General features: G+C 67.9%; 14 protein-coding genes and 1 pseudogene. 5 read left to right on the top strand and 10 right to left on the bottom strand.

Annotated features, from left to right (window positions below):
- Window positions 1-67: 67 nt before the first annotated feature.
- Window positions 68-243: pseudogene (locus E2E34_RS37415) on the top strand (IS630 family transposase); the annotation flags it as partial.
- 85 nt (window positions 244-328) lie between these two features.
- Here the strand turns inward: E2E34_RS37415 and E2E34_RS07245 are convergent.
- From E2E34_RS07245 to E2E34_RS07230, 4 genes are all read right to left on the bottom strand, one after another.
- The gene (locus tag E2E34_RS07245) at window positions 329-1,264 is read right to left on the bottom strand and encodes a hypothetical protein (protein WP_167518239.1); all 936 of its coding nucleotides are present in this window, start codon (window positions 1,262-1,264) and stop codon (window positions 329-331) included.
- 299 nt (window positions 1,265-1,563) lie between these two features.
- Complete coding sequence (locus E2E34_RS07240) at window positions 1,564-1,899, bottom strand: hypothetical protein (protein WP_138901090.1); 336 nt, start codon at window positions 1,897-1,899, stop codon at window positions 1,564-1,566.
- A gap of 432 nt (window positions 1,900-2,331) precedes the next feature.
- Window positions 2,332-3,324 carry a winged helix-turn-helix transcriptional regulator gene (locus E2E34_RS07235; RefSeq protein WP_138901089.1) on the bottom strand — a complete coding sequence of 331 codons (993 nt, stop codon included), beginning with the start codon at window positions 3,322-3,324 and terminating at the stop codon, window positions 2,332-2,334.
- A gap of 549 nt (window positions 3,325-3,873) precedes the next feature.
- Window positions 3,874-4,482 (bottom strand): DUF2867 domain-containing protein, encoded by a 609-nt coding sequence (locus tag E2E34_RS07230; protein WP_138901088.1) that lies wholly within the window; start codon window positions 4,480-4,482, stop codon window positions 3,874-3,876.
- Between the two features lie 96 nt (window positions 4,483-4,578).
- On the opposite strand from E2E34_RS07230, the gene E2E34_RS07225 reads away from it, so the two are divergent.
- The gene (locus tag E2E34_RS07225; protein ID WP_138901087.1) at window positions 4,579-5,136 is read left to right on the top strand and encodes a TetR/AcrR family transcriptional regulator; all 558 of its coding nucleotides are present in this window, start codon (window positions 4,579-4,581) and stop codon (window positions 5,134-5,136) included.
- A 426-nt stretch (window positions 5,137-5,562) separates the two neighbouring features.
- A complete protein-coding gene (locus E2E34_RS36275) occupies window positions 5,563-5,781 on the top strand; it encodes an ATP-binding protein (protein WP_244315554.1) in 219 nt (72 codons plus the stop codon).
- An 87-nt stretch (window positions 5,782-5,868) separates the two neighbouring features.
- Here E2E34_RS36275 and E2E34_RS07215 read toward each other — a convergent pair whose 3' ends face one another.
- The 5 genes from E2E34_RS07215 to E2E34_RS35325 form a co-directional block, all read right to left on the bottom strand.
- Complete coding sequence (locus E2E34_RS07215; RefSeq protein WP_244315553.1) at window positions 5,869-6,390, bottom strand: hypothetical protein; 522 nt, start codon at window positions 6,388-6,390, stop codon at window positions 5,869-5,871.
- Between the two features lie 192 nt (window positions 6,391-6,582).
- On the bottom strand, window positions 6,583-7,305 hold the full coding sequence (locus E2E34_RS07210; protein ID WP_138901086.1) for a hypothetical protein: 723 nt from the start codon (window positions 7,303-7,305) through the stop codon (window positions 6,583-6,585).
- Between the two features lie 181 nt (window positions 7,306-7,486).
- Window positions 7,487-8,224, bottom strand: coding sequence for a VOC family protein (locus tag E2E34_RS07205; protein WP_138901085.1), 738 nt, complete (start codon window positions 8,222-8,224; stop codon window positions 7,487-7,489).
- Window positions 8,221-8,526 carry a hypothetical protein gene (locus E2E34_RS07200; protein ID WP_138901084.1) on the bottom strand — a complete coding sequence of 102 codons (306 nt, stop codon included), beginning with the start codon at window positions 8,524-8,526 and terminating at the stop codon, window positions 8,221-8,223. The genes E2E34_RS07205 and E2E34_RS07200 overlap by 4 nt, the downstream gene beginning before the upstream one ends.
- Before the next feature lie 1,654 nt (window positions 8,527-10,180).
- A complete protein-coding gene (locus E2E34_RS35325; RefSeq protein WP_167518237.1) occupies window positions 10,181-10,324 on the bottom strand; it encodes a hypothetical protein in 144 nt (47 codons plus the stop codon).
- A gap of 525 nt (window positions 10,325-10,849) precedes the next feature.
- Here E2E34_RS35325 and E2E34_RS07195 point away from each other — a divergent pair.
- Complete coding sequence (locus E2E34_RS07195) at window positions 10,850-11,785, top strand: hypothetical protein (protein WP_244315552.1); 936 nt, start codon at window positions 10,850-10,852, stop codon at window positions 11,783-11,785.
- Window positions 11,786-11,985: 200 nt separating this feature from the next.
- Here the strand turns inward: E2E34_RS07195 and E2E34_RS07190 are convergent, their stop codons facing one another.
- A complete protein-coding gene (locus tag E2E34_RS07190) occupies window positions 11,986-12,189 on the bottom strand; it encodes a cold-shock protein (protein WP_138901082.1) in 204 nt (67 codons plus the stop codon).
- Between the two features lie 481 nt (window positions 12,190-12,670).
- Here E2E34_RS07190 and E2E34_RS37220 point away from each other — a divergent pair.
- The coding region (locus E2E34_RS37220; protein ID WP_369334619.1) for a DUF6225 family protein at window positions 12,671-12,898 on the top strand (228 nt) is incomplete at its 3' end.

Raw genomic sequence — 12,898 nt, 5'->3', positions numbered from 1 at the left:
CCACTCAGGTGCCGGCAGGGCATGCGGCCGGTCGTGCAGGCGGCCCAGCTGCCGGCCGAGAGGGGGCCTGACCGCTGGGCGTTGGGCGTTTCGCGAGGGATCCGGCTTCAGGCCGGGAAGCGCTTCGCGACGGGTGAGGAGACCGCGATGATCGCGAAGGGCCTGTGGGTGAGCCTACGGTTGGTGGAACGCTGGCGCTGTGCCTGGCGCGAGGGCGGGATGGAGGCTTTGCAGCGCAATGGGGCCTCCGTCCTCGACGAGTACAAGCGCTGGGCTGGAGGGTGGACGCCCTGGACTTCCCCTCCGGCAGGAGGCGACTGCCAAGGTGTCAGCGTCGCAGGGCCGAACGGACTGTCAGGCCGTGGTCGCGCCGCAGTCGGTACAGCTCCCAACAGGACAGGGCCGTCACCGTGAGCGGGGCACCGAGGATGAACGCCACGCGTGCACCCGTCGGGACCCGGTCGTACGCCCCGGTGATCACGTCCAGGAGCGCCAACTCCCAGACGAGGACGCCGGCGAGGAGTGGCGGCAGCACCTCATGGATGTCGGCAGTGCGAAAGACATGCACCAGGGACAGCCCGATGCCGTAAAGGGCGAAGCCGATCGACCACAGGCACAGCAGGAGGATGACGATCTTCCCTGGCAGCCCCACGGCGTCCCGCAGACTCGCCAACTCCGGTGCCATGGCGAGGGCGCCGGTGCCCATGGACACCATGATGGCCAGTACAGAGCCGAGCGGGCGCAGAGCCCGACGCATGTACACCCGGCGCAGGTCGGCCCGCGCGGCTGCCCCGAACGCGCCGACCACCACGGGGAAGGTACAGACGAGCACCAGGACGCTGGTCCAGCTCTGGTCGAGGCGTTCGCTCGCCACGCCCCGAACACCGGAGCCGCTTGCGACGGCGTCGTAGGTGACCATAAGGATCACCCACGCGACGAGTCCGAGCCCGGTTCGCCACAACTGCAGTTTGCGCACCGCCTGGTCGTCGACCATTCCGGGGCGTGAGGGGCGGAAGGTCCGCTGAGCGGCGTAGAAGGGGTTGTAGAGGCCGCGCAGGATCTTCCGGGCCCGCGACGGCTCTGCGCGCGGGGGCGGGACCGGCGGATAGGGGGGCGCGTACGGATATCCCGGCGGCGGGCCGGGCTGGGCGTACGGATACCCCTGTGGGGGGACCGGTGAAGCGAAGGTGTATCCCGACGACGGCGCGTTCGCTGGGCCGCCGCCCGTCGGGTTGCCGTACCCACGACTGCCGTAACCGCTCATGCCACAACCCCCGATGTCCTGCCCGATCGACCCTCGGCATCCTAGGGTTCCTGCCCGACGCCTCCTCCACGGCGTCCACCGGCTGTGCCGCCCGTGGAGGCCCTCCTGCGCGAGGCGTGGCGCCTGGACGTCGAGCACCAGGTCCAGCTCGACGTCCTCAGCCGTTCTGGCCGGTTCCCCTCCGGCGCACCGCGCGCAGGAGGGCAAGCCGAACCGCTGCGCGCTGGACTACGCGGGCCCCCGTCAGCCAGCATGGAAGCAAGTGCTCCTCGGCGCAGGCAGGCCCCTGAAGAAGCGCCTCAGCAGTCACCGATCCGGGACGCTCCACGGACCTGGCTGGGCGTGCCGAGCATGGTGTCGGAGCCCGCTGCCACACAGATCTCGCTGTCCCACCAGAGGATGAAGTCGACCTTGATCTTCTCGCTCTTGGAGATGCAGTTCCTCCAGAAACGGTAGTTCTGGTCCAGGACGTAGTGGGTGTGATTCCCGCAGCGGTCCGCTGCCGTCACAGTGGCGGCGGTCGCTTCGACTTTCGGCGCAGGAGCCGCAGTGGCGATGCCCGCTGATCCGACCATGGCCAGGGCGAGCGCGGCAGCGCTGACACCCAGACCTCGTGAGCTGCTTAATGCCTTCATTTCGCCGTCCTTCATTGTGCTCTTGGGAGACACCGACGATCACCAGGCGCGTGCGGATCTCCCGCACTCGTCGTGGCGCTCCCGCCTCAGTGACCACCCCGGCCACTGTCGCTCTTTCTCTCACTGGGCCTGGAAGACAGCCGACATGAATGCGCTGCGACACACCAGGTTGCGCCGTGAGGCGATGCTCAGGTATCCGCTCTCGCGCACCGGAACGCCACTCCAGCGCGTAAGAGGTGCTTGAGCGCGGCCACGGGGAACACCGGTACAGCGGTCACACGCGTCCTCGCCTTGCCGAAGGCGGCTCACCTCCAGGAGTTCGACGCCGAGCAACCCCGGACAGCCGAACACCATGAATGCTCCTGGCTGCCGGCACGGGCGGCCACGCCCTTAAGTCATGGCTTAAGGGCCCCACGGCCACGCTGCACGGCGCTATCGATTCCCGGCCAGCAGCTCCCGGCCCAGGGCAGTTGCCACGTGCAGGACGGAACCACCGCGCCGACTGGTGGTGATGAGGCGCGCGTCGCGCAGTGCCTTTGTGTGCTGGCTGACGGCCGCCAGGGAGACACCGAGTCGCGCGGCCAGTTCAGTGGTGCTGCAACCATCGGCGGCCACGCGCAGCGCGGCCGCCCGTGTACGTCCGAGCAGAACACCCAGGGTGTCGTCGGCGACGGAGCCCCCGGGATGCCACAGCGCCGCACCGGTGGCCGGATCGGTCACCGCGGGCACGGTCAACCGCGGCACCGACGCGTCGTCGTACGGGTCGTACAAAAGGCTGAACTGACGCCAGGAGAACAGGGTCGGCACCAGGATCAGCCCTCTGCCGCCCAGGTGGACCTCGACCGGGCGGGGGTAGCGTACCTCCAGCACAGGCGGACGCCAGCGCACGAGGGGAGGGCTCAGGGAGGCCAGCAGAGCGTCGACTCCCCCTTCCAGGAACGTTCGGGCGTACTGCGCCCGTACGGCGTCCAGCTGTGGCCGGGAAGCCGCCCAGTACGGTCTGACGGCCACCCGGTGACAAGCCGTGAGGCCGGCCGCCAGTAGCCGCCGGGCTTCGGCATCCCCCTCGGCGACGGCCCGGGCCCATGGCATGTGGGCGGGGCGGACGGCGACGGGTTCCAGCTCGCGGCGTACCCGGGCCCGTGGTGCCCGTAGCAGTGCCTCCACCGCGTGCTCGATGTCGGGCGAGTCGCCGGCCAGCGCCAGCAGGTCGAGGCCCGGGCCTCGGGCCGGTATCAGTGCCGTGAGCGGTCCGGTGTCTTCGCCCAGCCTGTTGGCCACGGTGGCGCGCCATCGTTGAAAGGGCAACGGGAGGGAACGCCGGCGCAGCATCTCCAGGCCGTAATACGTCTCTGCGGCGGCCCCGATCGTACTGGCCACCCGGGTGCGGGCGAGATCCTCCGCGGTGAAATGGATGCGCAGCACTACCGACCTCCGTCACGGAGCGGGGGACACCTCCCGGTGCGGTGTCAGTCCCGGCCGTCGCCTCCGTGGCGACTGAAGCATTGTCGGACGGGACGAGCGGGGCCTGGAACGCCCTTTCCGGACCTTTCGGGGGCGCAACCGGCGGCAGGCCACCGTCTGGACCCGGGCCGGAGGCCACCGCTCATCGCCGAAACCGTGCGCTGCCGGACCCCTGCCGAGTTCCCCCTCGACCGGTAAGGCACCGCTCGTGCCTACGTCACGGCTGTCGCCCGCCTGCTCGCCGACCGTGCCCCGTCTCCTGGAGCGCACCACCCATCCGCGCGGTTTCGCCGACGCTGATGACACCCGGCCGCCGCCTTGACCTGGCGGCTACGCGCACGCCTGGCGGGCGCCACCGCAGCCCAGCAGACCGTCCGCACCAGTGCCCTCGCCTTCCACAGCCTTCGGGTGGGCAGGGATGAGCTTGCAGTAGCTCGACAGTCGTACCCGGGGGCACGAGTGCTCGCTACTCACGATGCCGACCCTTGCTGAGGATCTTCTCCGTAGGCGTCAGCATGCCGTTCGGCGCGCCGTGTTCTCTCGCCACTCACGGGCGATCGATCGCAGCAGGGCCGGGTAGACCCCCACGTACCGGAAAGGTTTGATGGCGAGCATGTACAAAGAACCGAGGCGTCCGTTGGGCTTCACCAGGACGGCCATCTGGCCGCGGTAGCCGCCTTCACCGTCGGCGACCCAGCCGATGTGCATCACTCCGTGCATGGTCTTGTTCGCGTACTCGGCGGCCCACTCGTCGTGCGTCTGGAAGACCGAGGTGAAGGGTGCCCCGATGAGGTCGGGCCCCTGCGACCCCTCGCGCAGGTCGTCCGGCAGCCGGTCGCGCAGCGTGGCCACCCGACCGCCGACGCCCGAGTCTTGCTTGTCCCAGCCGAGCAGCGCGCCGAGCTTCCAGCGCACCGCGAAGAGGAAGCGGCCCACGGGGTTGCCGCCGTGCGGGCCGTCCTCGCCGTCCGCCATCTGCTGGACCAGGTGGTGCAGGTCGTCCGGGCCGCCCGGCGTTGGCAGCACCCACACATCCTCGAGCCGGAAGTCGCCGGCCACCTCGTGTATCCGCCAGGGGCGGGAGGTGTGGTCGGTTGAGGAAAGACGCAGACCGCTCATTGCAGACCCCTGTCTGTACGGTGTCGTATATGCAGAGCATAGACCCGCCTATACGGCTCCGTATAGGCGGTCGGGGCACGTGAGGAGAGACACGGGATGGGCACGATCCGTACGCCGCGGGACAAGTGGATCGAGGAAGGGTTGCGGGCGCTCGCTGCCGGTGGCCCCGAGGCTGTCCGGATCGAGGTCCTCGCCCAGGCGCTCGGCGTCAGCAAGGGCGGTTTCTACGGCTACTTCCGCAACCGAGCCGCCCTGTTGGAGGAGATGCTCGACACCTGGGAGCGCGGGGTCACCGAGGACGTGATCGAGCGCGTCGAGCTCGACGGGGGCGACGCCCGCGAGCGGCTCGGGCGTCTCTTCGACTTCGTGGGGTCGGGTGAGACTCCCGTGACCAGCGCCGGGGTTGAACTCGCGATCCGCGACTGGGCCCGGCGAGACGAAGGTGTCGCGTGTTGCCTGCGCCGGGCCGACAACCGGCGCATGGACTATCTGCGCGAGCTATACGGGGCTTTCTGTCCCGATGAGGGCGATGTCGAGGCCCGCTGCCTGATCACCTTTTCACTGCGCATCGGCGACCACCTCATCGCGGCCGACAACGGCCCGCGCAGCCGCGCGGAAGTCCTCGACACGGTCAGGAACAGGTTGTTGGCCTGAGCGATCCAACTCAGAGCGGCGCGCATCCGACGGCGAGTCGGACTTCAATACCGCGTCGGCTGCCGACCCCTTCACCCATGCGGTTCGCTCGGGACCGGCCCGGTGATTGGGCTGTTTGTCGGGATGCTGTGGCAAATCGCAGGTAAAAGCGCTGCTGTAGCTTCAGGCGGCGAGTATCGGCACGGGCACGCCATTGGTGGATGAGGTGGCACTTCGTGATCGGGAAGGTCCGGTTGTTGAAGGCACGGTTGCGTGGGCTGGTGTGGCGTATGACGGGAACCTCGAGTCGATCGGCAACGCCCGGCGGTTCGTCACCGGCTTCCTGACCCAGCTGCACCAACGAGGGGCCCTTCACTGGGCGGCCGGCGTGGCCGAGCTGGTGGCCAGTGAGCTGGTGACCAACGTGTGCAAGTACGCGTCGGGACCGTGCGTCGTCAAGTCGAGCTGGCCGCTCCCGTCTTGGAGATCACGGTGTGGGACACGAACCCTGCCCTGCCCGTGGTGTTCGCGCCTGATGCGGGCCGGATCGGCGGGCACGGCCTGGAGATCATCACCGCCATGTGCGAAGGCGTCGAGGCCCGGCGCAAGCAGATCAGCCCGCGTCCCTCTCGAACCCGCCACCAGCTCGTAAGCGTGCTTCTGTGACGTCTGTCGTGCTTTGGCTCCCACGTGTGACTGAGCGCTTCATCTGGCGTCAACCGCCAGATGAAGCGCTCAACAGAATCCAGGGTTTCATACCGGTGCGGGAGAGGCAGCCATCCGGCGCCGGTAGTAGTGCACTGTGACCGCGCCCAGCAGCGGACCCCAGAAGAGCAACGGTGCGTAGACGATGTTGAGCAGCCAGATGCCCCAGGTGGTGGCTTCCATGTCTGCGTTGAGCGACGTGTAGACGAACAATGCGCCAAAAACAGTCGTGGCCAGCGCGCCAAGCCCCGCCACGCCGGTCCCCAGCATGACTGGGACGCGGCGCCCGCGTAGATATGGGATCCAACGCGGCCATACCTCACCCCAGCTCTGCACCAGCCCAAGGGTGAGCAACGCGAAGGCCTCGGAGATCAGACTGAGGCCGACGAGGACCAACGATCCGAGACCAGGAGCCCCCATCTGATCGTATTCGGATTGCGCCAGCCCAACGGGGACACCGACGGCAATAGCCACCCGCCAAAGCGCCGAGGGCACGTTGGTCAATGCGGCGCCCACCGCGGCGAGCCGGGCCCAGCGCGGCACATTGGGCAATACATTCACTTTTGGCATGTGAGCCAGGCTCGTCGATGGGGCGGTTACGCACATCAACCTGCGGTTCCATCCCTTCTCCTCCGCGAGGCGTAACCACACGTACGAGCGGTGAGCGCGAACTCAAGGCAACCTCTGCACCCAACTCTGACGCGCGGCCCCGCTCCGCACTTGCGTGACGACTACGGCTGATGGAGGACGTGGGTCGAACCCTTACGGACATCTCAAAGCCGATGCCACCCAGCTTTGGGAGGGTGGTGCCTCCTGGCGTGTGTCGTTCACCAGCCAGGAACCGTTCCACTCGACGTTCCACACCTCGCCGAGTGAGTTCTCGAACTCCACGAAACTCCCCGGAGCGCCTTCGAGGAGCCCGAGTTCCCTCAGCAGAACGTCGTGCGTAGTGAACCCGCGGGACGGACCCACGCTGCCGCCCTGGGTCCTGGTGTTCTCGTATCGCATCCGCAGGTACGGAACCGGGGTCCGGGAGACGGTCGTCGGCCGCAGCATGTGCTTGCACCGCAGAACCGCCTCCTCCAGGCTCTCGTCTCCGCGGAACTCGCACTGGTACGCCGGGAAGACCGCTGAGACGACCTCGTTCAGGGCCTCGTTTCGCCCGTGGTGGTAGCCGTGCACGGGTGGTGAAGACGCTGCCACGGCGTCGAACCGGTAGCTCCCGTAAGAGAAGCCGGTGGCGATCGTGAGCGGTCGGGCGCCTGGTCCGCGCCCGAGGCGGTGCTGTCTCGCGAATTCGAGAACAGCCCTGGTCAGACCTTCGTCGTGGACGTCCAGCGAGTTCATCTGGTAGGCCCAGCCTCCGTCGACGTCCATGGCGAGGGAGAACATGAAGCGCGACATGGGCGACCATCGCCAGGCCATGGGCAGACCAGGTATCTCCTCGACGTTCCCGATCTCCGCGACAGCCTGTTCGATGTTCATGTCCGTCATCTTCTCCTTTATCTGTCAGCTGCATGATCGGGGGAGGAAGGCGGGCCGGTTGTCACCGCTGTTCGGCGACAACTACGGCCATGGCTCAAGAAGGATGCAGGCTCTGAGCAAGAGGAGGGCGGGGCGATGCGCATTGCCGCACCGCCACGGGGCCGCGGACGGAGTCCGGGTGTCAGCCCCGGCCGAGGACGCAGAACTCGTTGCCCTCCGGGTCGGCCAGGACGACCCAGGAGACGTCACCTTGACCCACGTCGGCCCGTATCGCGCCGAGGCCTTCGAGCCGGGCGACCTCCCTCGCCTGATCCTCGACGGGGTCGGACATCACGTCGAGATGGACGCGGGTCCACACGACCTCGTCGTCGGGCGTACGGCGGAACTCCAGGTACGGCCCGACGCCCTTGACAGAGCGCAGCAGGGCGCGGTCGTCGGTCAGCTCGTGGACGGCCCAGTCGATCGCCTCGCCCCAGAACCGGACCATGGCCCGTGGGTCGGCGCAGTCGACGACCACGGCAGCTATCGGCCCGGTGTCCCGGTAGAGCTCCCGGGGCTCAAGGACGCTGAACACGTTGCCTTCCGGGTCGGCCATCATCGTCCACGGCACATCGCCCTGGTCCACACCGACGGGCGTCGCTCCGAGCTCCTTCGCACGTGCGACCAACTCCGCCTGGTGGGCGTCCGAGGTGGTGGCGAGCTCGATGTGCACGCGGTACTTCACCGTCTCCGGGTCCGGGACGCGGACGAGATCGATGCAGACGGCGGACGGGTCCGGCCAGTCGAAGCCCACAGGTTCCAGATTGGTGACACCGGGCCCTTCGCTCGTAACACTCCAGCCGAGCACCTCCGCCCAGAACTGGCCGAGCGCCGAGTCGTCCCGGGCCTTGAAGTTCACCTGAACAAGTTGCAGCGTCATGCCGGGTACCTTAGGTGATCCCCCATCGGGCAGGCGCGCGAAGGATCGCTGACATCTTTCGCTCGGTCCGCCGCCGTGATCAGGCGCAGCACCCAGTTCGGCAAGTGCCGTTCACTGGTCGGCGCTTGCCGACCTTGCACCGGGCCCCCGACGCGTGTCGCCACATTCGGTTCCGGGGTGGCCAACAACCGGCCGGCACCGAGTCCGACCGCTTGTGCCAAAGCGGTTTCGGCACTGGTGAACCACCAGGTCAAAGCGACGGCCAGAGTCAATGCGCCGAGCTTGAAGAGTCCCTCTGCCACATTCTTATCACTGCTGGCGGCGCTTGGGGTGGTGAGGGCCGCAGGCAGCGCTATGACGGTGGTGAGTCGGATTGAGCGCTTGGTCGTCGTGGCGAAGCATCCCCTTCCGGGGCACCGGCTCCAGGCCGGCTCCGTTCGATGTGTTTGTCCCGTTCACTGTCTATTCGTCGTAGGGGCTGAGGTGGATTGGGTTGAAGCCTGGTGCGGGGCTTCGGCCGTGGTTCGGCAGTGAGCCACGGCCGAGCGCTCATTCCGCGACGTGGTCTGGCGGCGGGCCGTCTGTGGGGATGCGGTGGCCAGGCGAGGGCAGGAGCACTGTCGTCGCTTGGCGCGACAGGTGTGCGTGTACGGGGGCGTGATGGATGACGTAGCAGTTCTTAGCTGGGAGGTCCGGTTGTCGGAGGCCCGGTTGCGTGGGCTGGTGTGCCGTATGAAGGGAACCTTGAGTCGATTGGAGACGCCCCACCAGGCACCCTGCGCCCGGTCTTCATACAGGCCTTTCCCACCACGGTGGACCCCTGGGTCCTATACGTCTCGATCCCTTACGCACCTGCGGCCACCTGTGCTGTTGCGGTTGCGGCCACGAAGTCATCACGCCTCTCTCCAGCCCAGCGGTCCCTCACTTACCACGAGGATGCGCCCAGGTGTGGGCGCAATGCGAGAGTGCCCGCCAACCCCTGAACGAAGAGGACCGGCGGTTCGCTTCGTACGTCCTCCAGGCAGCCGCTGCCTACTCCGCTCCGACCGTCCCAGCACCCCCGTCCGCGGCCCACGAACAGGCCCTCGGAGCGCCGTTGCTCGACCTCGGCGCCTTCCGGGCGGCTGGACGGGTGCGGGAACGTTGTCCGGGGTCCTAAGGCTTGAGCGTGCTTCATTGTCGAAGGTCGCTAAGCCGCCCATCCGTCGATCTGGGGGGCCTGGGTGAGACGACGGCCTACGGCCTCGCGTGAACCGGGCTGATTCCCGGTGGAGCGGAGACCTGCCCGGATGGCCCACCCAGAACACCAGCAACTCCCCATACACGTCCTAGGTGCTGGCTTCCTCCAGCAGACCTGCCGCATGAGCCGTCCGCTGGTACAACACGTAGCGCCCGTCTCTGACCTTGGTGACGAGGCTTGCGCGGTGCAGTGCGCTGAGGTGGTAGGAGACGGTGCCCGGCGTGCATCCGATCCGGGCGCCGTGGTGGACCGGGCGGTTTCGAGCTCCGCCAGAAAGGCCGCTCGGGTGTTGCCGACCACTTGGGCGATCCTTCCGCACCTGCGGTCCCGGCCGGCTCCGATCTGCTGGGCGGGGTAGTAGAGGACGAACTGCCCGGGGGCGTCGACCTGGACGATGACGTCGGGCCAGTTGAGCACAAGGGAGCGGGAGGTGCCGGCCGGTGCTGATGGGGCATGGGGGGGTGAGAGCCGGCCGATCTGAGGGAGGCAGTGCCACCGGGTTGCCCAAGCAGACGGCTGCGGAGGCCCGCTGATGCTTGTACGGCTCCGCCTGGCCAAGTAGCCAGCTGCGGAGCGGGAGCACCCCTCCCGCCCGGCTCCCATCGGCGGTGGAGTGGCTCCACCAACGCGCCGAGAACGACGTTGGCGTCGGAGACCCCGGCGCGGCAGTAAACGGTGTGGGGTGCCTGGGTAGGGGCTGTCTGGTCCTCACCTCTTCATTGAGCTCCTTCACAGCCCGGGATGTAGATCGGCTCCGGCACGAGCGACGCCACAGGCTTGTCCAGTCCTGTCGGCAACGGCTCATCGCCCGCAGAGTAGTCATCCTCGTCGGCGAGGGCTCCGACGATCTCGTTCCACACGCGCCTCACTGCGGCGCGGGTGGTCTTCCCGGGCAGGGTCGCGTGAATCCTCCTACGTGAACACCCTCTGAACTCCCTCATCTGTGATCTTGGGCTTGAGTGCTTCGTCGCGTGTCGGCCGCTGGCATTAGAGACTCTTCGGCACCTTCATGACCAACCGCATCACGCTTTACGGACCCTGTGTGGGTCCGGGCCAGGGCGAGCCGCCCCTCATGGATCGCGGACTCGATGCGTGGCTGCGGACATGGGCGGGCCAGATGTCCATCAGGTTGGCTGGCTGGCAGTGGCCTGTTTGAGTTCCCAGGTGCGGTTGCTATGACGTCACGCTGAGAGTGAGGCACTGCGTCACAGAAGGTCGCTCGCCCGATAGGGGGAGGTGGATCGTTCTGGCGGTTGATGCCGCGTCGCTGCGGTCGGTGCGATGTTCGGTGCATGGACAGTGCGACAGGGACGACGGGGGCGCCTCGGCGCTCGTGGTGGCAGCGGTGGCCGTGCTGGGTGGGCCGGGCCACGATGGTGTGGGCGGTGGCGTACGCCGGCTTCGGCCTGGTCTGCGTACTGAGCGGGACACCGCTGTTCTACCTGGGTGGCGACCAAGGACCCTCGGCGCTGGGCTGGGGGGTCGTGGCGGTGGGGTCGCTGGCGATGGCGGCTTGTGGTGCCGTGGAGCGATCAGGGTTGCGGCCGGCGCTGCGGGTGCTGCTGTGGGTGGTCTGCGTGCTGGCGGGGATCGCCGCGTTCGGCCTGCTGATGGACATCATCACACTGGTATTCGGCCAGGGGGTGGACAGTGGGGTGGCCGCTGCGAACCACGTACTGGCGGCGGGCGGGGTCCTGCTGCTTGCGGCCACGGCCCGGTCAGTCCGCCGTCCGTCCTCCGGTTTCGTTGTGGCAGCCCCGGTCGTTGCATCCCGGCCGGTCCAGCTGGCCGCCTGCGCTGGGACGGTTGCCTTTCTCCCCTACGCGGTGATGAAGCTCATCTGGGCGTCCGGCGGCACCTTCGCCGGGATCACCGGCCAGGAGATGCTGGCGATCTCCAAGCGCAACGGTGCGTCAGGATTCTGGCTCACCCTGGAGTCCTGGGGCCTGGACGCCACCGTGCTGCTGGCCGCGCTCGGCGTCTTCCTGCTGTGGGGCCTGGTCCGCCCGTGGGGTCGGACCTTTCCGCGCTGGGCACGGTGGCTGCGCGGCCGGCGCGTCCCCCGCTGGCTCCCCCTGGCCCCGGCCTTGATCGGCGCTGCCACTCTGGCTCCGTACGGGGTGTTCGGGGTCGGCTATGCGGCCCTGGCCACGGCCGACGTCGTCACGATGCGGCGCGGCGACTTCCACTCCTCGAGCGATGCGCTGCTGGTCGGCTGGATCGGCATGGCCGCGTTCGCCGTCTATGGGATTGCGCTGACTGTCGCTACCCGCTCGTACTGGCTCCGGACCCGTTCCAGGGGGTCTTTGTCGGCCCGATAGCCGAGGACGTCGGAGCCGAAAGTATCGGCCCCGGTGGGGGACGTAGCAAGCACTGGCTTGTGCTCAACCGTGCTGCGGTCGACGATCTGAGGGACAGTTTGGTCGACGAAGGGCGAACAGCTGGATGCGACGCGGGGGATCGGGGGACAGCAGGGCGGCGCGCCACTGGGGCCCCGCCCTGCGCCGTATTCGCCTTTGTGTCAGGCGGGGGTGATGTTCTCCGCCTGGGGGCCCTTCTGGCCCTGGGTGATGTCGAAGTTCACCTTCTGGCCTTCTTGCAGCTCGCGGTATCCGGAACTGGCGATGTTGGAGTAGTGGGCGAAGACGTCAGGGCCGCCGCCATCCTGCTCGATGAAGCCGAAGCCCTTTTCCGAGTTGAACCACTTGACGGTTCCGCTGGCCATTTGTCCTCCAAGGGGACTGGTAGTCGGTTCCCGCACTGCGCGGGAGCCGGAGGTGATCGCCCTGGTCCTCAGAGACTCTGAACAGCAAGACGCCCGTGAACACGCGCTCAGGGCGGCCGGTACTTCGGATCCATGACAGCTGGCCATGACGCTACACGGACACTTCTCACCGCACCAGGACAACGGCCGTCGTCAGCCATACCATCGCGGCCGTCGACGACCGCGGCGATGGGGGTGCGGTCGGTCCTCGCGGGGAGGGGAGCGCGCGGGGGCGGACGATCAGCACGGTCGTGGCGGGTCCAACTCGCACCACATGGTCCAGCGGGCGGTTCTGGTAACGATCGTCTGATTCGTGCACACGTTGGTCACCAGCCCAAGTAGGCCGCCCAGGGGACAGCGGCGGGGCTGGCTGGCGGACGGTCCGAGCGATGCGCGCCGTGCCGGAGTCCGGGAGTTGCGGGGGTCCCCTGAGCCTCGGCTCATGGCTGACATGTTCGATCACGTTCCTGAGCTGTGGACCGCGGCGAAGCTGCGTGACGCCTTGTCCGGTCTTCCCGATGCCACGCCGCGCAGGGGTGCCCCGCGGTTCAGTTCACGCTGTTCGCCGATGCCAAGGCCGGCTTGTAACACCTCGACTTGGACTGACGAGGACGACCTGCGGCGCCGAATGAACGGTGGGTCCGCCTCCGTTCCTGCGGTGGTCGTAGGG

It is taken from the genome of Streptomyces albidochromogenes (genome assembly GCF_005981925.1).
GTDB lineage: Bacteria > Actinomycetota > Actinomycetes > Streptomycetales > Streptomycetaceae > Streptomyces > Streptomyces albidochromogenes.
This window is presented reverse-complemented; position numbering and strand designations above follow the sequence as displayed.